Here is a 25,263-nt window from a genome sequence, read left to right as displayed (position 1 = left end):
ATGTGCCTCCTTATACCTCTAACGAACTCGTTGTCATTTTTTCTTTGCCTTTTTTCCGGTTAAACATGTTGCTAATGCGGTTTTTCATACTTTCAATCAACTCGTAAATAATAGGTACAACGACTAGCGTCAAGAGTGTCGAAGTAATCAATCCACCAATAACAACAACCCCAAGACCTTTACCGATCAATCCGCCTTCTGCTGAGATCCCGAGCGCTAATGGCACTAACGCCATAATGGTTGCCCCGGCTGTCATGATGATAGGACGAAGTCTGATTTTCCCTGCTTCAATAAGCGCATGACGAACGGTATATCCCTCTTCGCGTAACTGTTGTGCACGGTCGATCAATACGATCGCATTCGTAACAACGATACCAATCAACATGAGGAATCCGATCATGGAAGTTACGGTTAATGGTTCATTTGCAATGACGAGTCCTAAAAGGCCTCCAATAACAGCTAGAGGAAGTGAGAACAGAATAGCAAATGGTGCACTTGCATTCCCGAACGCCAATACCATGATCAAGTAAACCACGAATACCGCAGCAGCCATAGCCACAAATAACTGAGTAAAGCTCTCGTTAACATCTTCGGATACGCCTGTAATTTGCGGTGTAACACCTTCCGGAAGCTCTAGCTCTTTCAAAGCCGTACTTAATTTCGCACTTACAGCAGTCTTATTGTCTGAATTAATTTTGGCAGAAACTTTCACGAGCTGCGCCTGATTCTCTCTTGCAAGCGAAGCAGCGCCTTTCGTTTCATTGATTTTGGCAACTTCCTTCAATAGAATGGTTGAGCCATTCTGAGCCGTTAACGGAATATTACCCAACTTCTCAAGAGAATCTTTGTCTGTTTTTTCCAATGAAACCGTTGTTGTATACACAATATTATCGAATTTCATATCGCCTAGATTTTGCTTTTGAATCCATGTACGTGCTGAATCTCTTACGGAAGCTGCGCTTAAACCATAGGCTCTAGCTTTCTTCTGATCAACAGCAATTTCGATTTCTGTTTTGGCATCGCTCAAATTATCTTCAACTTCGGCAAGCTCAGGGAAAGTGTTTAATTTCTCTTTCACCATTCTCGCTGCTTTCTCTAGTTGAAGCTGATCATCACCTTGGAGTGTGTAGGCGAAGTCTGTACTTGATACGCCGAAATCACCTTCCATAGATTTAGGTTCAACTTCAGAACCATTTGGCAACTCCGATAAAATATAAGCTGTCGTTTGATCCTTCACTTGTTCAGGATCCACATTGTCATTCACTTCAAGGAAAATTTGCGACGCATATGGGGTTTGCTCATCATCATTACCTGCGTAACCCACAAGTGCTTCAACAAATTTAAATACCGGTTCACCTTTTGAATCCTTCAGGTCTAACAAGACCGTTTCGATTTCTTTCGTTTTGCTATCTGTCGCATCAAACGACGTTGAATACGGCAATTTTAATTGGAAATACATGATATGTGACGCGCCTGACGCCGGTAAAAAGGCAACTGATAAGAACGGAATCGTTCCAGCCATCGTCCCAATCAGCATAACTAAAGCGACTAGCAGCGTTTTAATTTTATTTTTCAAGCTCCATGTAAGCACTTTTTCATAAAACATCGATAACTTCGTTGGCGCAGATTCATCATGCTGCACTTTACCTGGTTTGCTGCGCAACACAAGTAATTTCGAAAGCATTGGAATAACCGTTAGAGCTACGATTAAGGATGAAAGAAGTGCACAAGCAATTGTTAATGCGAAAGGTCGGAAGAAACCTCCTACAACCCCAGTGACCAAAGCAAGTGGAGCAAATACCCCTACAGTAGCCAAGGTAGACGACGTAATCGCCATCGAAACTTGTTTCGTTGCCAAAGCAATAACGGATTCTTTACGTTCCTGCGCTTTTTCCAAGGAAGCATAAATATTTTCAATAACAACAATCGAGTCATCGACAACCCGTCCAACTGCGATAAATATACCACCAAGTGTCATCGTATTGAGCGTAAGGTCTAACGTCGACATTAATAATAAGGTGATCAAAATGGAAAGCGGAATCGAGACGAGAACGATGAGTGTCATACGTACATTCCGTAAGAATACTAGAATCATTAAGGAGGCAAGAACTGCTCCTACAATCCCTTCACGGACAAGTCCGGAGATAGATTCCTTAATTTGATCGGCACTATCGAAGGTGCTTTTGAACGTAATATTCGGTAAAGTTGTTTTCCACTCTGTAATGTTTTTCTCAATTTCATCGGAGAACTCAACCGCATTTGCGCTGCCAGCTTTGTATAAAATCATCCCAATTGCTGGTTTGCCATCTAATCGTCCATTGAAGTCGGATTCGCTAATGGCTTTTACTTTAGATACTTGATCCAGGGTAACAATGGCACCAGTTGGTGTTGTAATTTCTACTTTTTGTAGATCATACAAACTGGCTAAGTTGCCAGTTACTCGGGTCATTTTGCTATTCCCATCGATTTCAACAGAACCGATCGGTGTTTTCGTCGCCGCAGTATTAATCGCATTACTCACCATCCCTGGTGACAAACCGTAGACATCTAAGGCCGCTGCATCTAGCTCAATATCGAGTGAAGTATCTCTAGCCCCGATAATGTCCATATGATCGATCCCTTTAATACCTTCAAGACCTGGTTTAATCGTATCTTTGAACGTTTTATCAAGCTCTGTTTGGCTGACTCCCTCGTTCGCATAAGCGACTAAATAGTTAGATGGGAAGGATGCTGCACCGAAAGTAGATGCTTTAGGCGCACCTGCCGTTGCCGGTAAGGAAACCGTGGAAAGGGCATCCTGTACAGCTAGCTTCTTTTTGTCAACATCGACATTCTGCTTGAACAAAATAATAACCATGGAGAAATTATCACTGGAAGTGGACTGGATCGAATCTAGATCTTCCAGATTCGCCAACTTCTTCTCGATGGGTACCGTAATTTCATCCATAACGTCTTTAGGCGCGCCCGTGTAGGTCGTTGTAACGGCCACAACAGGGAAGGAAACGTTCGGCATGTTCTCTTCCTTGAGCTGTGTTGCTGAATACAAGCCGCCTACAAAAAGCATGATCATGATGATGAATAACGCGGAAACGTTTTTCATCGAAAACTGTGTGAGTCGATTCATTCCTGTACTCCCCTCAACTAATGATTGTGAGATAAAGAATACAGGTTCAATATGAACTCAATATGAACAAAACAAAAAAACTTGGTGAACAATCCCAAGTTTCTTGTTCAACTCTTTTTAGTTGGTGAGTGCGTTGTCGGTAACACGATAAGAAATAACGTTCCTTTGCCTACTTCACTTTGCACCTCAATCGATCCATCGTGCATATCGATGATCTTCCTCACAATAGCAAGTCCAAGACCACTGCCGCTATCACGCTGCCTGGCTTGATCCACCTTATAGAAACGATCAAAAATACGACCTTGTTCGTCGATTGGAATACCAATCCCGTTATCCTGTATCCATATTTGAACCCGGTCACGCAGTGGAACAAGCTTGATATAAATATGTCCACCCGTAGCTGTGAATTTGATCGCATTACCAATCACATTCATCCACACTTGACTTAATTGGTCGCTATCTGCAAAGATTTTCACACGAGGCAGAGCCAGGTCCATATCTAACTCTTTCATCGACCATTGAGGTTCATAGAAAACAACGATGCGACGCAATTGCTCGTCCAAATCATAGATCGTAGGATGAAAGGGATGATGTTCGGATTCCAACGAAGCCAGCTTCAGTAGATTTTCACTTAGTCGAGACAGGCGTTCACTCTCGCGTTCAATGATCTCCAAATACTTGATCCGATCGTTTTCAGCGATATCCGACTCTCTTAATGCTTTGGAAAAACCGCGAATCGAGGTCAATGGCGATTGAATCTCATGTGACACGTTTGAAACAAAATCCTGACGCATCTGTTCCAACTGCTTTAGCTCTCCAGCCATATGGTTGAAGCTCTCTGCGAGTTTGCCTAATTCGTCCTTATTATTCACACTCACATTGACGTTAAAATTACCTCGTGCCAGCTTCTCTGTCGCTAGGGTCAGCTTCTTCAAAGGATTCACCAGGTAGCGCGAAGCGAAGAGAATAAGTATGCTCCCTACAAGGAGGACGATGGCAAGAACAGATACAATCAATGTCTGGAGTTGTCTTCGTGCAGCATCTGTGATGTTTGTATGTATGAATAACGCGTAGCTCTCATCACCAACGATCAGCGGCACACCGACTTTAATGCCGTTAATCCCGCTAAAGGGAGCACTGAAATCCAAGCTTTTATAAATATGACCCTTCAACACGTCAGCAACCTCGGACGATTGGATACGCGGCCTTCCTTTTACATCAACAGGAGTCTGACCTAATGAAGCGCCGCTGGAATCAAATAGAGTGAACAAATAATTCTCGTTCAGTCGATTGCTCCCTGCTACAAAGGAATACAGGTTCTTAGGCTGCACTTCATTGCTTAACGTGACAATTTGACGTCCAACGGCTAACATCTCGGATTGAAATTGCGTCGAAATCATATTGGTAAAAAAGTACATGGCCAAAGGAAAAGCGACAAGCACACTCGCTACTACAATCGCTAAAAAGGTTAAAACCACGCGCAAATAAAGCGATTTGATCATACCTTCACCTCAAGCCTATACCCTAATCCCCGTATCGTTGTAATTTGAAATCCTTCCTGGTAATGCTCAAAGCGTTCTCGCAAACGTTTAATGTGCACATCCACCGTGCGTTCATCGCCTTCATAATCCATTCCCCAAATTTGCTCAATCAGCTGTGTACGCGTAAAGATTTGGCCCGCATGACTTGCGAACTTATAGAGAAGCTCAAATTCCTTCAAAGGCAAAGTAAACCGCTGATCTTGATAACGTACTTCATACGTTGTACGATCGATGGTCACTCCACCAATGAGAATGACTTGTGAGGAATGAATCCGGTATCGTTTTAACAACGCTTTGACTCTCATGACTAACTCTACGGGATCAAAAGGCTTTACTAAGTAATCATCAGTACCGAGCTGGAAGCCCTTCACCTTATGGACCGATTCACTCTTCGCGGTCACCATCAATAACGGAAGTTCTGGATAATGCAATCGCAATTCGCGGCACAGCTCCCAACCATCCATCAAGGGCATCATGACATCTAGTACGACTAAGTCAGCAGGAACGGATTCCATAAGACTTAGCGCCTCTTGCCCATTGCTGGCTTGCACAACCGTTAGGCCTTCCCCTGCCAAATAAACGCGAATCAACTCTCGGATATCAGCGTCATCATCAACAACCATAATACGAGTCATGCAGGCACCGCCTTTCTCCAACCATGCAGCTACGGTAAATAAGCGATCGGATCCTTAGAGCCCGCTTCTTCAAAGCCTTTCAAACGCAAACGACAGCTGTCACATTCGCCACAAGCTTCTGCTTTGCCATTGTAACAAGATGTTGTCAGCTCATAAGGAACACCGATTTTCAAACCTTCTTCTACGATCTTCGCTTTCGTCCAGGAAATCAGAGGTGTTTCAATCGTAATTCCCTTACCTTCGACCCCAACCTTTGTAGCTAATGCGATAACTTCTTCTACTTTGTGGATGAATTCAGGTCGACAATCCGGGTAACCGCTGTAATCTAGCGCATTTACACCAATGTAGATCGCTTGAGAGCCTGTTACTTCTGCGTAAGAGGTTGCAATGGAAAGAAATAAAAGATTGCGTCCAGGTACATAAGTTACAGGGATTTCTTCAACTTCTGTCCCCTCCATCACATTCGGAACATCTATCGAATCATCCGTGAGTGCACTGCCACCGAAATCACGCAGGAAATCCAACTTGATAATTTTGTGACGCGCTGCAACCCCGTAATGCTCAGCAACTTGCTTGGCATTCTCGATTTCAATCTTATGACGCTGTCCATAGTCAAAAGAAATCGGAAACAAGTCATAGCCCGCTTCCTTCGCTAGTCCCATACATGTCGTACTATCTAAACCGCCGCTGAGAATAATGACGGCTCTTTTTGTGTTTTCACTCATCCTTAGCACCTCTTTCATATAAGTAGAAAATGGCACTGTACACATGGTGTACAATGCCTGCTGGCTAGACGCCTCGCATCGCCGGGTCCCAAATAATCTTATGCAACTGCATATTCAGCTTCACCTTCGATAACCCTTCAGCTAGCATCAGATCTACCAGCTTGCGCGGCGGCATCGTTTCCCACACGGGACTGAACATCGGCAGCGCCTTCGTCGGGTACTCCTTAAGTACGTTGACAGCTGTACGGAAGTCGAAATCGCTTCCGATGACGAACTTCAACTCATCTTGCTCGCGCAGAAGCTCGAAATTACTGTAAATCATCTGATCCATTTCGCCGGAATCCGGCAGCTTGAAGTCCATCACGTAGCGCACCTTCGGTGATGCTACTTGTGAGATAAATGGCGCTAGGTCAATCGCGCCGTTCGTCTCGATGTGCAGGTCGTCGACCTGCTCTAGCTCGGCGAGCGCCTCGATCAACGCGAGTGATTTGTTGCCGTACAGGAGCGGCTCACCGCCTGTCAGGCAAATATGCCGGGAGCGGAACGTCTCAACCTTGCTGATAATTTCAGCAATGGTCATGACGTTCTCGGCTTCCGCCGGCGGGTAGCTGTACGTGGTGTCACACCATGTGCAGCGCAGGTTGCAACCAAAAAGACGGACAAAGATGGTTGGGAACCCCGCACGGGTTCCCTCCCCTTCAACCGTCTCGAAGATCTCGACCATGGGAATGCGGATATCTCGCATTACAGATCCTCCTCCATCATCGAGCGAGTGATGGCTGCATAGCTAGTCGGCGTTTCCCATAGGCGAATCTCGTCCAAAGAAATGGCTGGATACAGCTTCTCATCAAGCAATGCTTGATGAATTTCTTCATAAATCCAAACCACCATATTCTCAGCCGTCGTGTTCATCGGCGGCAATACGTCGTTCAGATAGCGGTGATCTAATCGATCTATCACACGTTCTTTCGTAATTCTTTTGATATCTCCAAAATCAATTGCGATCCCTCGGCTATCCACTTTTCCCCGCATAATCACTTGCAGTTTATAAGTATGGCCGTGTAGACTTTTACATTTTCCCTCATAACAATGCAGATGATGCGCACTGTCAAACGTAAATTCTTTGGAAATCAAAACGGATTTATGGTGATATTTCAATTGGTTCTCTTGGATGTCACGCCCCAACTCTTGCACATTTCTTGGGATTTCATAGCTCATTATTTATCACCTCATATATTCAAAAAAAACAGTACTCTATATTATATCATAAATAGACTGAATGTCACCCTACTAGGATGGCATGGAAGAATTTCGCTCCTTCTTTTGCATCCAATCTAAGTGTCCGCGGATCTCTTGCATGCGTACATTCTCATCACGCAAGTCTGCTTCAATTAAAGCAGTCAGCTGCTCAATCTGGCGGGCAACAGAATCAGGAAGTTCCACTTCTTCAAGTGATTTCACAATATAAAGCAAGCATTGCAGGGTTTCGTCCATAAGGCTCTTCTTTTTCCCCGTCAATACGACCTCACTCAAAAAAACAAGGTGATTCAACTCTTTTTGCGTTAATTTCAAGAGGAACAACCCCTTTCTTTTTCCATTATCCAACATTTTACGACAACGGGAAAGACTCTCTTGACAATCACAACTATAACATTTATGATTACAGTAAATTGTTACAAAGTTGTTTACAGTTCCTCGATCGATTACCAACGACTTACAGGCATGATTTTCGATGGTTGAACAACACTATATAGAACTTATACTATCCTTGGAGGGATCCGTAATGAGCACACAAGTACAAAATGAAGTTTTGAAAGTAATCGAAGACCGTCATTCCGTAAAGCAATACCAAGTTGGACACACAATACCTAAAGAAGATCTTGAACAAATTCTAACTTCCGCTTCCTTGGCTCCATCATCTTGGAACCTTCAACATTGGAAACTTCTTGTTATCGACGACCAAGCACAGAAAGAGAAATTGCTTCCAATCGCTTACGGTCAAAAGCAAATCGTTGAAAGCTCCGTAGTTATCGCCGTTCTTGGTGATCTTGAAGCTAACAAAAATGCGCAAGCTGTTTTCGGTCCAGCTGTTGCTGGCGGGTTCCTTCCACAAGTTGTGATGGATACGCTAGTTGCTCAAATCGAAGGTGCTTACCAATATCCGCAAGTTGCTCGCGATGAAGCGATTCGTAACGGTTCTTTGGCAGCAATGAACTTGATGCTTGCAGCAAAAGCACTTGGCTATGACACTTGCCCAATGGGTGGTTATGATGCTGGTAAATTCGTAGAAGCCTTTAACGTTCCTGCTCGTTATGTACCTGTTATGTTGATCAGCGTTGGATTGGCATCTACTCCAGCACGTTCGGCTGGTCGCTTTTCATTAGATCAAATCACCGTTTCTAACTCTTTCTAAGATAAGTTAATGTAGTAAAAGGCATGCCTCTCATGTTAGGATGAGAGATCATGCCTTTTTTGCGCGTTTGGATTAGTGAAATTGTTCGGTTTCAAACATAATTTCGTCGATTAGCTTATTCCGGTAAAGCATCGATAAATTGAAGGTTTCGTATTCTTTCTCTTTATCTAACTCATCTAACAGCAGTGTGGCAATTAACTCTCGATCATCCGAATCTCCGGGCTCACGAAAATCAATAAATCCTGTTAGTTGCCGTGAGCTGATATCCACCGTTGCGGTTCCGATCGGTAATCCACCATAGGATTGTTGATAAATCTCATAAGATAACGTATCCAAATCATCTCTAACCAAAACGATGGAATAGTCATCTCTTGTTGGTATCCATATATCATCTTCAGATTGAATGTCATCCACCAAATCCAGCATATCAATATGCGTTAATTCCACCGTATCTACGGTCTCTCCATTAAAGATCATATGGAACACGAACGAATCTGTTTGCTCTTCATTGAAATCTGCCACCATGAGTTCAGTGACAATATCCATCTCTTCATCAAACGGATCGAATTTCCACGAAATATCCCCGATTACTTCCGAACCATAGATATGCAGGATGGCTTCCGCGATTAACTCGGCGTCCTTATCATACACGTGATATTCGACACTACTCCTGTTTTCGTTAACAATGACAAGTTCATATCCCTGTTCTTTCTTTCGTTCCTCAAGCATTTCCAGCTGTTCCGAAGACAGTTCCGACTCCTGATCATCCAAGCTAATATCTTCCCTGAGCCATGAATAATCCAACCCATCATCATGCAGGAGATCTACACTCGAAATATAATCCTCTTGATACGTTGACGGCTCAACAGCATGCTCCGTCACTATGACAAAATCATAATCACTATAACTAACCGTAACCTCGCACTGGGCGATTCCAAGCGCATCAATCACATCCTGAATATAGGACTGAGCAAAATCATAGACCGCTTGCTTATTCACAATCGTGATGGATTGTTGCTCCAGATGAATCGCGCCTTTAAGACGATCCGATTCCCTGTAGACTAGCGTTAACGTACCGACAAACTCCCCATTGTACATAATATCGCAGACTTCGCCGCCTGCTGTTTTCAGGTCGGGTCTTAGCATAATATCGGCCACGACTTCGTCGCCTCCTCTACAGATCTTGTGTCATTCTTCTGTAGCATGCCCATTATCGACCAAAATATGAGTAATCAGGATATTCGTCTATACACTTCAGCCCCCACTTACATATCTTATCTTATAACACTCACCACGAAAGGGGGGAATGTCCATGTCAGCAGTAGGAACTTCATCAGCTGCAATTCTAGTACTTTTTATCCTTCTTGTTATCATCACTAGCGCATTCGTAATTTAATCATTAAGCTAAAAGCAAAAAGACGATCATCAGCCCACTGAGGCATGGTGATCGTCTTTATTTGTGGTGTTGCTGGTCGACTTGATTAAGCCGTTGCCGCTCTGTTTCAATGTCATTTAATTTAGCTGATAATATCTCTGTTGCACCTGGTTTATCCTTGAGCCGGGAGAAAATCTGCTTTGCCCTCGCAAGCTTTCCCGAACGCATGGCTAACTCGCCAAGCGACGTTGCGGCCTTCCACTCGCCAATGTGATAATCAGCGCTAACGCTCCCGCGGTAGTTAGGCAGACTAGACAACGACTGCTTCATACTCGTTTCTGCTAACCGCAGCAGTTCATCTGCTTGTCTCATTCTCACTTGCGCAAGCAAATAATGCGCATCAGGGAAATCAGGCGAATGCGCCAATGCTTTGTGGCAATAGGCTTCCGCTTCTGCGTAATTTTTGCGCTGCATCATGATTTGTATGAGAAGTCGGTAGATCTCAGGCATCCGCCCGAATAAAGGTGTTTGTAAACCTAAGCGCTCGGCTTCAAAGAGGGATGTTACCGCTTGCTCTTCTAGCCCGAGTCCCAGCGATTCCCGACCGTAAAATAACCAGTGACCTGGATTCTCAGGCTCTTCTTCGATCATAAGCTTAAGCAAACGAAGGTTCCGTTCTAGCTTTCCCTTGCTTTGAATAACAGCTGGATCATACCCGTTATGATCTAGTCGGATTTTAACAGCTCTTCGATACGTATCGAACTGATAGACCCCTTTGTCCGTAGCAATTTGCTCATGGATACGACCATAGTACCGAAGTCCCCGTTGTGCTGGAAACATCCGCACTTGCGAGAAATCATGTTGAACGGTTCCGTTTATTCGATTTAAATGCCAGACATGCAGAGCTGGGATGATGTTCGAATGGTCGTACAAACTCGCGACCTCGCGAATGGCACCGACATCCTCCGGAATCAAAACCTCATCAGCATCGATCCAGATAACCCAATCTGTCGTCACATGTTGAAGACCTATGTTACGCGCGGCGCCGAAGTTATCTTTCCACACGATCGGGACAACCCTTACCTTCGGATACTGCATAGCTATCTTGCGTGTATCATCCGTCGACGAATCCACAAGCAAGATTTCATCCACTGCCCCTTGCAGGGCAACGATACACTTCGCAATATTTGCAGCTTCATTATGTGATAAAATTGCCGCGGTCACCGAGACCTTGGGAACATATAAGAGATCCTCGATGTCGTGGCGCGACTCGCCAAGCGGCATCTCCTGCATCGCCTTATAGATGTGATTCACCCACTTGGCTTGTGGATCCAGCAGCCAAGCGCGGTCGAACACCCGCTTCGCTGCCCCAGCTTGTTGCTGTAGGAGCAGCGTTTCACCGAGCATCACCCAAAGCTGCGCCTCCAAGGGTTTTTGGCGAATGGCTTGGAAGAGCTCGGCTTCGGCTTCTTGGGGTTTATGGGATTGGATAAGGGTGATGATGTGGCTTACTTCGGACGTCATTGTTTTTTGAAAGGAACGTAGAATACACTCGCCCCATTGAACGGATCTATTTTCATGACCTCGGAAGTTCCTTGTGTAGCCCCACTACCATAGTGTGCGGTCAAAGCACCAGATACATATCCGAAATTTATGTAAGTCGGAGTATTAAGTGACACATACTCATTGATATGTCCATAGAACATATCCCAAGAGGATTGATAATCCGGATATAACCGAGTGATATGTATCGCTGGTCTGGAATAATAATCCTTCGTTTGCTCAGCAGACACCAAATTAAAGTTAAAATCATCTAGATACAAACGTTCAGGTTTGGAATCATGCGCATAAACCTTCATTTTCGTTGTCCAATCAACTGAGCCATATCCAGCATCAAACTTCAGATAGTGATCTTGATATACAGCAGCTGTAACCCTACTCTGGGCATAATTTTGAATATCTGAATTATTTATTGTAATTGACTCGTCATTAAATCCTTTCGAGCTTCTGTAATCTAGAATATAACTACTCACTCCAACATCTTGAATTGATTGATATAAATTTAAAGATTGAGGAAAAGGATCCTTGTCTGTTCGTTCAATATCAACATTTAGAACCATTGGTTCCTCTAAAGTATTCTGCGAATTATATGCACGAAGTTGCTTGATTTTTGTTACACCATATTGCAAATTCATAAGTGATTGCCAAGAAAACGCACTATTGGGAATGTCAATCTCTGTTTCGACTGTATTACCCGACGTATATTCAACAAATAATTTGTAATCGTATAAATTAGTTTCTGCATCGTAGAAAATTTCTGTTAAATTAATCTCTGCATCATTCGATAAGTATAGAACGGGGTAGTTGAGTTCTGGTGAATTAAAATGCTTTGCGAGAACACTATTCGATTTATATTGTTGTTCAAGGTGAATAGGAATTTGCCCCTTCGTGAATCCTCCTTTGTGATCCGTCACAACAACATCCAGATTTAGATCACCAAATTTCAAAGGGGTTATTGTGTAATCATATATACGATCACCTTCAGAATCCGTGGAAACACTAAAATCCGCATTACTCTCGATTGAAACTAGAGATATATCATCATAATCTTTATCATGAAAATAATTATGAACTCGCTCCTGAATCTCCCCTAAGTAAATTTGCTCTCCTTCTTTTACGGAAAAATAGGATGAGCTAGGATAAACTTGAACAGGAGCTGTATTGACAATATTGTACTCAAACGGATCCGAGTTCTGAACAGACAATGGGCTAATATTTTCAAGTAAGTCTATTACTTGATCCTGAGTAACATTCGGTTGTTTCAATAAATCAATAGCATTAGTTATTTCGAAATTATAATCGTCCGAATCCTCAGAATTCTCAACGACAATGACTTTAAAAGTATCAGAAATCGTGATATATTCTACTTCTCCAATGTACCTTTCGCCAGTAACTGTAAAAGTAGCTGTACCCACATTATTAGCCTTTATTTCATATATCCAATCATTACCTTCGTAACCTTCGTAACCTTCATAATCTTCATTCTCTAATGTAAATACCCCTGAAACAGGCCATTCCGTACTTTGTTCATCTTCAAAATCAATATCAACATTAAAATAAGTTGCATCGTATAAAGCATTGAAATCAATATATTTCGAGCCATTCTTAGGTAAAACAATCGTATGTATTTTGTCTAGAGATACTGATGGAAGTTCTCCTTCATCGTAAGCATAACTGAACTGTGAAGGAGCTAGTACCAATGGAGCAGCTAAAGCAACTGTACTGGCAAGCGTCCCTATCAACTTCTTCTTCGAAATAAGTCTTTTCTTCATTCTCACACCACCATCATCTATTAGTCTTTCTCTCATTCTATCATACGAAATATGCACTAAAAACCCCTTAAACGACAAAAAACCTCAAAAAACGAGGTTTTTGACCGATTTCTATTTAAAAACAGTACTTTCGTATGGCTTCATGTACACCTTCATTATTATTGGAAGACGTCACGGCATCAGCTGCCTCTTTCACATCATTTGGTGAATTCTCAACGGCAATCCCCAAACCAGCAAAACTCATCATTTCCAGATCATTATAGTAGTTGCCAATCGCCATAATTTCTGGGGCTTCTATCTCTAAAGTAGCTGCCAAGGCCTTCAATGCATTACCCTTATTGGCCGTCGGATTCATCACATCAATGAACAAATCTCCACTGCGAATCATCCTCAAATTCCCATAGAGCTTCTGCTCCTCCCACTCCAATTGAACACGATCCAACACATCCGGTTGAGCAAAAAGCGTAAATTTAACGATCGGCACCCCGAGCTCTGAAACAGAAGTAACAAGTTTAGGATTAATGAGAAACTTCTGGTACATCATCTTCTCATATTCACCGACTCGTTCGATATACATATTAAATGCTGTACACACATCGAAGTGAATCCCTTCACGGCGAGCATAGGCCAACATACTTTCAATTTCGCTAATTTCAAAAGAAAACTCATTCACCAACGACTGTCCTCGCTCATCGGCATGAACGGTTACTGCTCCATTATGCGTGATCATCGTTCCTTCCAAGCCTAATTGCTCTAGTATCGGCAACGTACTTACCGGCGCTCTCCCCGTACAAAGAACAATATGGCAGCCTTGATCATGAATCTCCTGTATAGTTTCAATCGTTTGATCCGTTAATTCGTGATGATCGTTAAGCAGTGTCCCATCTACATCTAGAGCAATTAATCGATAGTTCAAGGTATTCTCTCCTCGCTCTTTTCTTATCGACTAATTGTACCATAGGTGCAAAATCAGTTCACCGTTTTTACAATAACAACAACGATTTCTCAAGATCTACTCTTCGTTATTGCACCCGATGAACACCAACCGATTGTTGAGCATTCCCAATGATTTCGATAGGAATATCTTCCTTTTTCACAACACCATTACTGTACCTAATCTGAAAATGAATCGTCTGTGCGCCTCGAGGCAGTCCCTCCGTCAGCGATTGGAATTGGTTATCAAATAATTCACCACTAAACTTAGTATTATCATTTAATTGTGGTGTTAGCTTTTCAAAAGCATATAAAGTCTGACCATCCAAGCCAATCGTATCAATCCATGCGATGACCTCATCAACCGAGGTAGCTGCGCTCTGACTTTTCACAACAAATATCTCACCAGAATAAAATTGTTTTGGATTTTCTTGTGTTTGGTGCCCTTTCTGATTATGCAAAATCAACCAATTGTCCGTGTAAGTCACAACAGATCTTATGGTCAAAGGCAACGCGGTGATCATTTTGACTACCGTTGTAGTAAGATACCCATCCGTAGCGGTGAGTGTAACTAGGTAATTTCCAGGCTCAGTGAACTTTTGCGTAAAATTAATACTTGTAAAAGTCTTAGTAACCCCATCTGGCCCCTGAAGGGTCCATAAGTAAGAGAGCACATCGCCATCAGGATCTGTCGAAGTATTGGTGCTCCGCACTTCATCCCCTTCCCAGACCGGCTTAGGATTCCAATCGAAATCAGCTACTGGGGGTCTATTGATGTACAACCAAGTTTGTGGTGAATAGTCTGACCAGATAACGCCGTCAAACACCCTAACACGAACTCTTAATTTTTGACCAGCCGGTAGATCGGCATTTACTGTCCAGCTACCGGAAGTTGAAGATGTGCCTTGATAATACTGACCTGAATCTACAATTATTGTATCGTTTGCTTCATTCGTGATTTGAACTTGAAAATACGTAAATGTTGTACCTGGATCCGGGTCTACTTGATTCCATTTCAGCGTTGGCCGCAAGTTACTAAATCTAGTTGGCGAAGCTTGTGTGCCATTGGGATCCAACATGGTTGCAGTTGGTGGACGGTTTGTAATAAGCCACCCTATGTTCGACCATGCCGACCAAGCAATTCCATCGAAAACCCTTACTTGAACTTGGTACTTTTGTCCTTGCGCTAGTAATTGTGTTGTTATCCATTCTTGTGTAGTTGCAGAAGTTCCTTGTGGTTTGATACCACTGTCAACGACGACATTTCCAACCTCATCTTTTAGCACTACTTGAAAAGCAGCAAAGGTTGTTCCAGCATCCGGATCGGTTTGATTCCATGTAATTGTAGGTTGGCGTGTATTCACATAACTAGGACTTGTTTGTGTACCATTTGGGAATGTAAGTACGGCTGCAGGCGGTTGATTTGGCAATGGAATCGTAATATTGATTGTTTGTTCTACCCAATCGGACCATGCGCCGTATTCATCAGCGACTGCTGCTCTAACGGTATAGAGGCCTGTTTCAGTAGGACGCGTAAGCTTTCCTAATTGGGTTACGCCACTTGGCGTTGTATAGCTGTATCTGTTATTAAAAATACCTCTTGTGCTCTGATAATTTTTCCCCGTCACTTCAGTTGAATAGTTGCCCGCGCTTAGCCATCGATCCGGGTCGTAACCTGTTTCTGTCCATTGAATCGTATGATCTGGATTCTCAGCAATCGTGAATTGTTCTATTGGCCTTCTGTGAACCAAGATTGAATGAGTTGCAGGGTCTGACATTTTCTGAAACATGGCAAAGACAGGTGATGGATATTTGAATCCAGCTGGCGCAGGGTCGTCGGGTTCTTGGAATTCAACCTTGAATACACCTACCTTGGATATACTTGGACTTGGCGTTTGGATAACGACGCCATTATAGCTGTTAGTTCCTATAGGATCGGAAGCGCCATCCCCGGCATTAAGAAATTTATAAGGTTCCATATTCGTAAATTTCCATTTTGCTAGATTAGGAATAGCAGGGTCGTTCTCAGGATCAAAATAACTTGTGCTATACGTAATTGGCATATTAACAATGGCTTGATTGGCAACCGCCGTATCACCACTCTCGTAAATCATAGCATTGAAACCTTGAAGCTCTACATACGGGGATTCCGAGTAAAGGCCATAAGATCCTGCAACTGCGAATGTATCGTCATAAACATCGATGATTGGAATTCCAGCTGCGTAGACAATAATGTGATTAGCCCTTACCTTGGCTTTGATCTCTGTGTATACCCCAAGCTTGGAATTGTAAGTTTTGCTCATAATAGTAGATGAAATACCATTAACAATTTTGGTCAGCTTGATAAGATTCGGTGTCATTTCTACTCTGTACATGTTTTTATTATTTTGTACTCTAAATCCGATGCCTGCTGTGACGCTATCGCTATACGTATTAAAATTAAATTTGGTTCTCATACTGATATCGCCGTTATACAAACTAGCATCATTGTTAGAAAGAAAACCGTAACTACTATTTCCAGTTGTGTTGTTTACATCTGTTTTCACAGATAATATCCATTCATACCTACTCTGACTACTTCCGTAATCTGAATTTCCTTGATACACAACTTTAATTGTGCCATCCTCTGTCAAATTAATGCTTTTTACACCACTTGTTTGAGTTCCATTTCCTGAATCAGAGAAATTCGTAAAAGCCATTCCTGTTGGTATATCCACTTCTTTGACACCTGTAGCCATATCGTAGGCCAATATGTTCGTTTCACCGTTAGCTATAATCAATTTTCCGTCTGAGGATATTGTAGCTTTTGGCACAGGACTTCTATATGTCATGTCGCCATCATCTGGCCAATATTGAACTAAATAGCCGTATGTTTTCACTCGCTCTATCGTCGTCGTTTGACCAGTTCCTAGATCGTAAAACATCAAATCCCAAAAACCATTCTTACCAATAGTGGTGTAATAACCGCTCTCTACCGTTTGTTTGATATAAGCGATTCGATTATTAAAAACTCCTAAGTAGTAAATTAAATTATTGTGGGGATCGGCGGGATTCCCACCACCTACTAGATCTAGCGCAACAGCACCCGTATTTGCATTTAAAACTACTCTTACGGCGCCGTATTTAATAACCATCCTAGACTCATTATCGGAAAAGTAATCTATGCTGATGCCTGTCCGATTATATGTCCAAGATGCTAGGGTAGGCGTATATTCCCAAATGACAACGCCACCGCTGTTATACTTTACTAGGCTACACGAATGTGCGTAATTGTCATAAGTTCCGTAGTCACACTTATTCTTGTAGACATTGCCACTCGAGTCCCTATTGAAAGGTGAGCTAAACTGAGTGGTTCCGCGAGGAACAATATAACCGTCCCAATCATACCAGTAATCCACCGAGTCCATGAGCCCCCCCGCATTTGTAATATTAGGATTCGGGCCGGTAAACATGGTTGGATATGTAGTTGGTTCTGGTGGTGGACAAATAGGAGAATCAGACCACGCAGATCCACATGTTAACGTTTTGGTACCCGTATATGCGGGAGCTACCAATTGGTTGGTATCGTTCTTCGTAAAATTCAAGATGTCAGAAATTCTGGTTACAATCTCATTATAAGTACTATTTTGCCAGTATGAGTTATATCCACCTTGTCTTTGAAATATCATATCCGAATTAAATTCCGTCTTGTTAGCCCAATTGAGTTTTGGTATTACTGGCTCTCCCCAACCGCCATTGTTATTAATTTGGTTCGCGGCACTGTACGTCGATCCATAGGGCATTTGAGGATTGTCTTCGTTATAGAAGTAGATGGCATCGCCATTTTGCGCTGATTTCCAAAGATGCTTAGCAATTCTATTCTCTTTGTTAAAAGCAGCATAATAACCATCTAATTTACCTGTATTACCACAATCACCACAATAACCTTTGTATGTGCTAAACCATTTTGTTATTACATTGGAACTAGTAATTGATTTGTACGGCTCGTAATTTGTTACATTTCTCGTACTGATTGAGTTATCGCCTGCATTATAATTATACAGTTTTGGTGCGGATACGCTTGATGGAGAAGAGGCAGTCCAAGTTGCCGAATTAACGATTGTATTAGCCGTTGGTGTAACAGTCGTTATATTAGCGGGTTCAGGTTGAACACCGAAAGCTGAAAAATCAACTTCGGGCATTTGGTTGACCACTTCGAATGGAAAATCTTTATCTGTTGATTTCTTTAGACCGAGACTTTCTTTTAGATGAATGTGAACATTACAATTTTTTGCCACCTGAGTTGGTGTATAGGTAAAATTCCCACCACCATCGGGGGTAATAGAAATTAATGTTTCATCTGCTAAAGATCCATTATTATTGTTGTCGCAAGCTAAAGTAACTGTGTGATCCGAAATTGGATCACTATCTGGGCTAAAAGACTTGTCTTGAAAAGACATGGAAACATTTCGTATCCCAATATCATTGTAATCAAGTCGTGCGACAGGTGGTAAGTCTTCTAAGACGCTCAAAGTAGAATGCGTTGTGTTAAGGGACTGCAATCCAGCGCTATCTGTTACGTCTAATTGAATGTCGTAATCACCGAAAGCTGGAAAAATAGGCAGCTTAGTTCCGCGCCAATCACAATTTGATATTGTCCTAGATTTATACGGACTGTAACTATGGGTACAGCTAATATCTGGCGTATACGTTCTACCTTCAACTACCTTTGGCGGTAGTGTAATGATAGGGACTGGGTTCGGAGGCACAACGCTCATCGTTGCCGAAGTTTGTGACTGATTACCGCACTTGTCCGTTGCGGTTACCTTGATACTGTGGGTACCAAGAATATTTGCATTGAAATTGTACGTCCATCCATTAGGTTCGTGATCCCATAAATCGTAATCGGTTTTCAGTTGTCGTACCCATGAACTCGAGCTCCCTGGGAAATCCCAAGTTAAAAAGTATGGATCTCCGTCAGGATCATAAGGTTCGTCGTGATCTCCCGGATTGATTGCAGGCTTTTGAATGACTCTGAGCCAAACACGTTCATCTACAGCAAACATACTTTCTGGCGTAAGGCTTGCGCTGTCGTATGCATGGAACCAGCCGACATGTACCACTGGTGGGTTATTAGATCCTACGCAAGATGCTGGAGAAACAACTTGGAATGTTTTTGGCACTGCATTAGCTTCTCCACCACACGTGGACGTGACTTTAAGTGACACACTGACAGTTCCAATTGTCATCCAACCTGGGTCTGGTGGTAGTCCCCCAACATTGAATGAAAAAGCACTGGAATTAGAATAAACCTTTGAGTTTCCATTCTGTGAAACCGTATAGGCAACCTGTTGAATACCACAACCATTGCCACCAGTAACAGAAATGCCATCGGCTATAACACCGTTGTAACTCCCGAATTCAATTGAGGGTTTTTCGATTTTAAAATTGGCTGTAATTAGTTCTGTTGAAGGGGATATGGAGCAGGTAGTTTGAGGAGTAATTGTAATGGATTTGGTGTTGTCGGTGGTGTTCGATTCACCTGTTATAGGATCAATGAGGATAGATATTCCGTAGGGGGAAGTTGATGTGAAGGATTTGGTGAAAGTGCCAGTCTTTTTCTCACCTGCGTTGATACCTGTGTAGTTAAAAGTCTGGAGCACTATGCCGTCGATTAAGACTTTTACGTTGAAGGATGTTGAAACATCGGTACCTCCTGTATTTGTAAAGGAGAAGTGATAGTTTGTTGCTTTGTTTGCTTCAATACATTGCCCTTCTTCATCAAGGATAATGTTGCCCAGATTAGGTGGGCCAGTTGCAGTTTCATAAGTGATTTTTATGTGGTCTGGGTATTTGTATGTTTTGGATTTTAGATTTACCTTGAAAGCAGCGTAGTAAACCATGACCTTGGCACCAGGAAGTCCCAGCTGCTTATCGAAGTCTGATTTGTAGTCTAAATCTTGAGTATAGAATACCTCGAAACTATCTGATGTTATACCTTTCGCTTCAACATAATGAGTTTTATTTGCAACAGTAAAACCATCAGGCACTCCAGCGGGACCGGGAACGCTAGTATTAATAATCTCAGCTTCAGCGGTAATATCTGAGGCGTTTACTATATTTGAAGAGATAGAAGTTGAAGTATCTTTTACAAAGTATCCTTTAATTCGATCAGCTGTAAGTGATAGTCCAGCGCCGGTACAATTTGGACTGCTTGGCATTAAAGAACCATTAACATTCTCACTATAATCACGCCCTGAGTGATCGGCACAGCCTAGAGCACCATCTTGATACCAATCAAGAGTTTTACCCGGAGTTTCAGGAGCATAACGATACCATGCGAAATATCCTTGTGCAGAATCATTGCCGATGGACTCAACAACTACAGCGTCTCCCGTGAAACTTATCCCTGATGTACTCCAACTAGATAGACCTACAGCATCATCAATTTTCTTTACGACTTGTTTCTCCCCATTCACATTCATATAAAAGGCTATTTCCTTAATAACTTTTCCTACAGGTGCAGATACAGAAAAAGGGTTTGTATTTATACTTTTAGCATCGCTGTATACTGCTTGATAACCAGCTTGTGAGTTTCCGTTGTATGTCATGTCCCTTTTTTCATCAGCCGCTTCTGCATTTGCTGAAGGCCAAATAAAGTCAAGGTACTGAATTGGGAGTGTCTGAATTGTAAGCACTATTAACATGAGTATGCTTATATGCTTTACTCTAAAGCGCATTTCTACCACCATTTTCTTTTCTAAAGGTTTATTTTTTTGGTACTAAACCATAGAATATCTGTTTATTATAATTTGGTGCGGGCGGTATCGCTGGGGCACTTATAGATAGCTCGGCGTAGGCTTTCGTTTCACTCTTATCTTTTGAAATAATCATTGCGGGTACATCTCCAAATTTATCAATAAATAAATGGGTAGGAGCATTTAGTTCTCCATCTATCATTGCTTGGGGATCTCCATTTTTAAAGGCGTATAGACTGTAAGTGGGCTGAGGATTGTCTTTATAGATGGATGGTTCTTTGTTGTAGTCTACATGCCCCTTAAAATAAAGTACGAAGCTATTCATATATCCATCTTTTACATATCTGCTAGTTGATGCCGACATACCGTTATGCCATTTGAGCTTACTAATATCTCCTAGGAGTCCTAGATTTGGATCATTAGGATCTTCCAGATCTATAGCAACAATCTGATCCATCGTCCCCTTGTAAAGTCCATCGCCAGTTTCAAGTGTAAGATTTTCCGAATTCCATTTTTCAATCTGTTCCCCTCCGAAAATATGAGGCATAACCGTAAATATATTAGTGTGTTTCAATTCCAGTTCAGCATTTCCAACAGCGTACTTATCAATTTCTAGCGTACCGCCATGATTCACTTTGAGAATACGCTCAATTATTGTTACTGATTGAGCTCGTGTAGTTGAGCTATTTGGCTCTAATGCCCCTTTTTCCATTCCTTGAATTAATCCCGTTTTAGCAGAGTTATACATGACTGAATCATTATCAATTTGAATCGCTTTGTTCTGTAAAGTCACATCAGTAGCTCGCAGTGAAATACGCGACATATCCAACCGGGAAATCGGTTCATTTAACTTATCTATCGAGAAATCCGATTCTCTAAGAATACCTTTGTTTATAGCAGCTGTTACATAAGGGGAAGACCAATCCGACCCTGATGATACACTTTTTACAGGCTCCTTTATCGCCGTTACAACCATTTTCACAAACTCAGCACGGGAAACATTATTTTCAGGCTTAAATGTGGAGTCCTCATATCCGTCAACATAACCTTTTTTCACAGCGCCTTCTATTGCAGACATTGCCCAGTGATCAGAAACGTCCTTTAATTTTATCGCAGTGACCGGGCTCGAAGATGGTAATCGTGAATCAGCGGCTGAGGTTGAGGATTGACAAGCAGTGAATAAAAATACAGTTGAAAGTAGAATAAATGTTTTTTTCAAATAGATCTCCCCTGTCTGTAATAACCCAATTATTGGTAGTATCTCATTTCATAATTGTAAATGTCTACCTATTTCCGACATACTTCCACTAAAAACAGCAAAACCGCCTAGCATTGCTAAAAATCAGCAATAACTAGGCGGTTCTTCCGCACAAATAAATTCTACTAACAAGAAAATACCATAATTTAGTATTTTTGTATAGTTAATTTTGATTCTCGTTGGCATTTCGTAAAGCAGAGAGCTCTTCTACACTTAATTCTCTGACTTGACCTAGAGCCAACTCGGGATCTAATCCAAGCGGCCCCATTGACATTCTTTTCAGAAAAACCACTTGCTTCCCAACGGCTTGGAACATTCGTTTCACTTGATGGAACTTGCCTTCCATAATTGTTAGCTCGATTTCGGAAGGGATTCCAGCGGCTTCATTGCCGGTTTGTAAAATCTTCAAATCACCTGGCAACGTCTCATAGCCATCATCTAAGGTTACACCTTGGCTAAAAGCTTCGCGATCTGCTTCGTTAACTTCCCACTCAACTTTGGCGTAGTAGGTTTTCGGAACATGTTTGCGCGGGGAGAGCAGGTTATGGGCGAGTTTGCCATCGTTTGTGAGCAAAAGGAAGCCCTCAGTATCCTTGTCCAATCGGCCTACTGGGAACACCTCGAACGGAGCATATTCTTCGTCCAAAAGATCCACGACTGTGCGATCCCGATTATCTTCGGTTGCCGAGACCACACCTTGAGGTTTGTTCATCATAAGATAAACAAACTCACGATAAGTGACGGCCTCTCCATTCACGGTAATGATGTCCTTTTCGGGATTCACTTGCATACCACTGTCTTTGACCTTCACGCCGTTGACGTAAATTGCGCCTTCTTTGGCGAGGCGCTTAAGTTCAGAACGGGTGCCAACGCCCACATGGGCGAGTATTTTATCGAGTCGTTGTGTTTGTTTCATGACCGTTTAGGTCCACCTCCAGCCGGGCGGATATTCGTTCTTCAGCATCCCGTCGAGCCATTTGCCCCAGCCGACGGGATGGTCATCAATGCAGACCAGGCAGTAGCCTTTGGCTGCCTTGGTCACTTCCGGGTCGCGAAGTATCTCGCTCTCCGCGACTTCGAGCGTCTCGCCCTTCAGGTACCGAAGGGCTCGCTCGTCGCTCGAAGCCAAGCTCAGCGCTCGCTTGGCCTCGCGCAAACGCAGTCCCATGGCTAGCGCATGGGACGGTTCAAATCGGCCGCGGTGCAACGCGCCGATATACCAACCCGGCCGCACGACTTTCAGTCCGTGCAGCTCGGGCAAGCCCAACGGCGACGCATACGCGTGCTCGCCGTAACAGACAAGCCGCCTCAGGGCGAAAGGCTCGCTGCGCAGCAGCTCACCGGAGAACGCCTCCAGCGGCTCCAAGCTCACCCCCGTGCTAGGCGGTGCCTCAGCACGGCCCTTCCCACGTAGCGCCTGACGGCCGCTACGCTTCCCAGCTGCCGAAACAAAGTCGGCAGCCCCCGAACTTGGATCAGCTCCTGGATCTACTCCTGCCCCAGCACCCGCACTTCCCCTCGCACTTGCACTCACACTTTCCCCCGCACTTCCCCCACCTACACACCCCAAAACCGCCAAAAAATGCCCCTCACCCCGCAACTTATGCGGCCACAACCTCGCCGTCCCTGCCACAGCATCCTTTGCCCTTGAACTATATCCATCAGCCTCACACCACGGTTCTCTTAACCAATCCGGCCGCCCTGGACTGAATCCCTCAATAGGCACGACATCAAACGCAGGATGTTTGTCCAGAAACTCCGCAATCTGCGCCTCATTCTCCTCCGGTGAGAACGTGCAGGTCGAGTACACGATCCTGCCTCCAGGCGCCAACATGACAGCAGCTTGCGCCAAAAGTTCTCTCTGCATCGCAGCAAATTCCTGTACGGAGTGACGCTCCCATTGTCCCATCATTTCTTCTTCCTTGCGGAACATCCCTTCACCTGAACAGGGCGCATCAATCAAAATTTTATCAAAATAACCTTGGAAAGCAGTCAACATCCGCTCCGGCTTTTCATTCAAAACAACGGCATTTCGCACGCCGAGCAGCTCTAAATTTTTCACCAAAGCTTTGACCCGATCTGAATGAATATCGTTAACAACTAACACGCCTTCACCTTGCAGCTTCGCGGCGATTTGCGTCGATTTCCCACCTGGGGCTGCGCACAAATCCAGAACCCGCTCCCCTGGGTTTACCTCTAGCAGTTCTACGGGTGCCATCGCACTTGGCTCTTGGATATAGTAAAGTCCAGCATGGTAATACGGATGCTTACCTGGCCGTTCCCCTTCTTGATAATAAAAACCATCCGTAACCCAAGGTATAGGCGTCAAATGAAATGGACTCTTCTCCAAAAATTCAGCACGTGCCACCTTCCCCGTATTTACCCTTAATCCGAATACTCGTGGTTCCTCATAGGAAGCATAAAACTGCTCAAACTCCTCATTACCCAGTAAATCAATCATTTTCTCCCTAAAAAGGGGTGGTAGCTGCTTCGCCATTCGTCATCTTCACTTTCTATATAAAATCCCATATGATTCGACAATTTGTGTTTCCATGGTACAGTGTAACGGTATTATAGCTGAGTTGTCACGAAACAGCCAATATTTTTACGAAATCCTACAGGATATGCTATACTTTTTATAGAAGATAGTAGAAAGTACACATTCTAAAGAGGTGCATACATGAAGAAGTTGCTTATTTATTTAGGCATAGTTGTTATTTTATTCGGTGGTTTATACTTCGTTAATCAGCAATCTACCAAATCTTCGGATAAAGCGAATGCTGGTAATCCCTATGGTGTTGCCGCATCCAAGCTCAATCCGGAGACTGTGAAACAGTTAAACGATCCGAACTACCAGAACTTGATTTTACCTGCAGATTTAGATGCAAGATTGAAGAACAAAGAGACATTCTTCCAGTACTATTATGCGTCAACTTGCCCTCATTGCAAAGTGACAACACCAGTTCTAGTGCCAATACAGAAAGAGCTTAATCTTGATGTTAAGCAATTCAATTTGGAAGAGTTCAAAGATGGATGGAACAAGTACAAGATTGAATCCACACCTACCTTAGTTTATTACAAAAATGGTGTAGAAGTAGATCGCATTGTTGGCGGGGTTCCTGAGGCTGGATCCACAGTCGGCAATACGCCTGAAGTATTCAAATCCTTCTTCCAGAAGCATAAAGGTTAA

Annotated in this window: 18 protein-coding genes; 3 read left to right on the top strand and 15 right to left on the bottom strand. The window is 43.1% G+C overall.

All coding sequences use genetic code 11. The features are described 5' to 3' along the window. Positions 1 to 10 precede the first annotated feature (10 nt). The 7 genes from ACSQ8O_RS12595 to ACSQ8O_RS12565 all read right to left on the bottom strand — a co-directional run bounded on the left by ACSQ8O_RS12595 (position 11) and on the right by ACSQ8O_RS12565 (position 7,597). A complete protein-coding gene (locus ACSQ8O_RS12595) occupies positions 11 to 3,124 on the bottom strand; it encodes an efflux RND transporter permease subunit (RefSeq protein WP_056616168.1) in 3,114 nt (1,037 codons plus the stop codon). A 107-nt stretch (positions 3,125 to 3,231) separates the two neighbouring features. Further along, the gene (locus ACSQ8O_RS12590; RefSeq protein WP_436241827.1) at positions 3,232 to 4,626 is read right to left on the bottom strand and encodes an ATP-binding protein; all 1,395 of its coding nucleotides are present in this window, start codon (positions 4,624 to 4,626) and stop codon (positions 3,232 to 3,234) included. Further along, positions 4,623 to 5,300 (bottom strand): response regulator transcription factor, encoded by a 678-nt coding sequence (locus tag ACSQ8O_RS12585; protein WP_436241826.1) that lies wholly within the window; start codon positions 5,298 to 5,300, stop codon positions 4,623 to 4,625. The genes ACSQ8O_RS12590 and ACSQ8O_RS12585 overlap by 4 nt, the downstream gene beginning before the upstream one ends. A gap of 29 nt (positions 5,301 to 5,329) precedes the next feature. Then, entirely contained in the window at positions 5,330 to 6,025 is a 696-nt protein-coding gene (queC, locus tag ACSQ8O_RS12580; protein WP_236285787.1) for a 7-cyano-7-deazaguanine synthase QueC, read from the bottom strand. Between the two features lie 64 nt (positions 6,026 to 6,089). Further along, positions 6,090 to 6,770, bottom strand: a complete 681-nt coding sequence (locus ACSQ8O_RS12575) for a 7-carboxy-7-deazaguanine synthase QueE (RefSeq protein ID WP_436241825.1) — start codon at positions 6,768 to 6,770, stop codon at positions 6,090 to 6,092. Beyond that, entirely contained in the window at positions 6,770 to 7,243 is a 474-nt protein-coding gene (gene queD / locus ACSQ8O_RS12570; RefSeq protein WP_056616183.1) for a 6-carboxytetrahydropterin synthase QueD, read from the bottom strand. The genes ACSQ8O_RS12575 and queD overlap by 1 nt, the downstream gene beginning before the upstream one ends. 72 nt (positions 7,244 to 7,315) lie before the next feature. Further along, the gene (locus ACSQ8O_RS12565) at positions 7,316 to 7,597 is read right to left on the bottom strand and encodes a hypothetical protein (RefSeq protein ID WP_056616186.1); all 282 of its coding nucleotides are present in this window, start codon (positions 7,595 to 7,597) and stop codon (positions 7,316 to 7,318) included. Between the two features lie 211 nt (positions 7,598 to 7,808). Here ACSQ8O_RS12565 and ACSQ8O_RS12560 point away from each other — a divergent pair, with 211 nt between their 5' ends. After that, complete coding sequence (locus tag ACSQ8O_RS12560; protein WP_436241824.1) at positions 7,809 to 8,438, top strand: nitroreductase family protein; 630 nt, start codon at positions 7,809 to 7,811, stop codon at positions 8,436 to 8,438. Between the two features lie 72 nt (positions 8,439 to 8,510). Here the strand turns inward: ACSQ8O_RS12560 and ACSQ8O_RS12555 are convergent, their stop codons facing one another. After that, positions 8,511 to 9,596, bottom strand: coding sequence for a hypothetical protein (locus tag ACSQ8O_RS12555; protein ID WP_056616191.1), 1,086 nt, complete (start codon positions 9,594 to 9,596; stop codon positions 8,511 to 8,513). 154 nt (positions 9,597 to 9,750) lie between these two features. Between ACSQ8O_RS12555 and ACSQ8O_RS12550 the strand changes: the two genes are divergently transcribed. Beyond that, positions 9,751 to 9,834 carry a YjcZ family sporulation protein gene (locus ACSQ8O_RS12550; protein WP_420794167.1) on the top strand — a complete coding sequence of 28 codons (84 nt, stop codon included), beginning with the start codon at positions 9,751 to 9,753 and terminating at the stop codon, positions 9,832 to 9,834. Between the two features lie 57 nt (positions 9,835 to 9,891). Here the strand turns inward: ACSQ8O_RS12550 and ACSQ8O_RS12545 are convergent, their stop codons facing one another. From ACSQ8O_RS12545 to ACSQ8O_RS12515, 7 genes are all read right to left on the bottom strand, one after another. Next, positions 9,892 to 11,337 (bottom strand): glycosyltransferase, encoded by a 1,446-nt coding sequence (locus tag ACSQ8O_RS12545; RefSeq protein ID WP_436241823.1) that lies wholly within the window; start codon positions 11,335 to 11,337, stop codon positions 9,892 to 9,894. After that, positions 11,334 to 13,145, bottom strand: a complete 1,812-nt coding sequence (locus ACSQ8O_RS12540) for a hypothetical protein (protein WP_436241822.1) — start codon at positions 13,143 to 13,145, stop codon at positions 11,334 to 11,336. The genes ACSQ8O_RS12545 and ACSQ8O_RS12540 overlap by 4 nt, the downstream gene beginning before the upstream one ends. A 115-nt stretch (positions 13,146 to 13,260) precedes the next feature. Further along, complete coding sequence (locus ACSQ8O_RS12535) at positions 13,261 to 14,061, bottom strand: Cof-type HAD-IIB family hydrolase (protein WP_056616201.1); 801 nt, start codon at positions 14,059 to 14,061, stop codon at positions 13,261 to 13,263. A 106-nt stretch (positions 14,062 to 14,167) separates the two neighbouring features. Beyond that, on the bottom strand, positions 14,168 to 20,764 hold the full coding sequence (locus tag ACSQ8O_RS12530) for a PKD domain-containing protein (protein ID WP_436241820.1): 6,597 nt from the start codon (positions 20,762 to 20,764) through the stop codon (positions 14,168 to 14,170). A gap of 61 nt (positions 20,765 to 20,825) precedes the next feature. Continuing rightward, positions 20,826 to 22,034, bottom strand: a complete 1,209-nt coding sequence (locus tag ACSQ8O_RS12525) for an S-layer homology domain-containing protein (RefSeq protein WP_436241818.1) — start codon at positions 22,032 to 22,034, stop codon at positions 20,826 to 20,828. A gap of 202 nt (positions 22,035 to 22,236) precedes the next feature. Continuing rightward, positions 22,237 to 22,989: a pseudouridine synthase gene (locus tag ACSQ8O_RS12520; RefSeq protein WP_436241817.1), complete on the bottom strand. Its 753-nt coding sequence runs from the start codon at positions 22,987 to 22,989 to the stop codon at positions 22,237 to 22,239. Positions 22,990 to 22,995: 6 nt separating this feature from the next. After that, on the bottom strand, positions 22,996 to 24,570 hold the full coding sequence (locus ACSQ8O_RS12515) for an RsmB/NOP family class I SAM-dependent RNA methyltransferase (RefSeq protein ID WP_436241816.1): 1,575 nt from the start codon (positions 24,568 to 24,570) through the stop codon (positions 22,996 to 22,998). 183 nt (positions 24,571 to 24,753) lie between these two features. Here ACSQ8O_RS12515 and ACSQ8O_RS12510 point away from each other — a divergent pair, with 183 nt between their 5' ends. Then, positions 24,754 to 25,263, top strand: a complete 510-nt coding sequence (locus tag ACSQ8O_RS12510; RefSeq protein WP_436241815.1) for a thioredoxin family protein — start codon at positions 24,754 to 24,756, stop codon at positions 25,261 to 25,263.

Origin of the sequence: Paenibacillus sp. LjRoot56, assembly GCF_964253335.1 — a bacterium.
In the GTDB taxonomy this organism is placed as follows: domain Bacteria; phylum Bacillota; class Bacilli; order Paenibacillales; family NBRC-103111; genus Paenibacillus_E; species Paenibacillus_E allorhizoplanae.
This window is presented reverse-complemented; position numbering and strand designations above follow the sequence as displayed.

Excerpts from the sequence above, each read along its gene's own strand:
- ACSQ8O_RS12510 (WP_436241815.1), top strand. The coding sequence starts at position 24,754 with ATGAAGAAGTTGCTTATTTATTTAGGCATAGTTGTTATTTTATTCGGT.
- queD (WP_056616183.1), bottom strand. The coding sequence starts at position 7,243 with ATGAGCTATGAAATCCCAAGAAATGTGCAAGAGTTGGGGCGTGACATC.
- ACSQ8O_RS12515 (WP_436241816.1), bottom strand. The coding sequence starts at position 24,570 with ATGGCGAAGCAGCTACCACCCCTTTTTAGGGAGAAAATGATTGATTTA.
- ACSQ8O_RS12545 (WP_436241823.1), bottom strand. The coding sequence starts at position 11,337 with ATGACGTCCGAAGTAAGCCACATCATCACCCTTATCCAATCCCATAAA.
- ACSQ8O_RS12575 (WP_436241825.1), bottom strand. The coding sequence starts at position 6,770 with ATGCGAGATATCCGCATTCCCATGGTCGAGATCTTCGAGACGGTTGAA.
- ACSQ8O_RS12550 (WP_420794167.1), top strand. The coding sequence starts at position 9,751 with ATGTCAGCAGTAGGAACTTCATCAGCTGCAATTCTAGTACTTTTTATC.
- ACSQ8O_RS12540 (WP_436241822.1), bottom strand. The coding sequence starts at position 13,145 with ATGAAGAAAAGACTTATTTCGAAGAAGAAGTTGATAGGGACGCTTGCC.
- ACSQ8O_RS12585 (WP_436241826.1), bottom strand. The coding sequence starts at position 5,300 with ATGACTCGTATTATGGTTGTTGATGATGACGCTGATATCCGAGAGTTG.
- ACSQ8O_RS12595 (WP_056616168.1), bottom strand. The coding sequence starts at position 3,124 with ATGAATCGACTCACACAGTTTTCGATGAAAAACGTTTCCGCGTTATTC.
- ACSQ8O_RS12590 (WP_436241827.1), bottom strand. The coding sequence starts at position 4,626 with ATGATCAAATCGCTTTATTTGCGCGTGGTTTTAACCTTTTTAGCGATT.
- ACSQ8O_RS12560 (WP_436241824.1), top strand. The coding sequence starts at position 7,809 with ATGAGCACACAAGTACAAAATGAAGTTTTGAAAGTAATCGAAGACCGT.
- queC (WP_236285787.1), bottom strand. The coding sequence starts at position 6,025 with ATGAGTGAAAACACAAAAAGAGCCGTCATTATTCTCAGCGGCGGTTTA.
- ACSQ8O_RS12520 (WP_436241817.1), bottom strand. The coding sequence starts at position 22,989 with ATGAAACAAACACAACGACTCGATAAAATACTCGCCCATGTGGGCGTT.
- ACSQ8O_RS12530 (WP_436241820.1), bottom strand. The coding sequence starts at position 20,764 with ATGTTAATAGTGCTTACAATTCAGACACTCCCAATTCAGTACCTTGAC.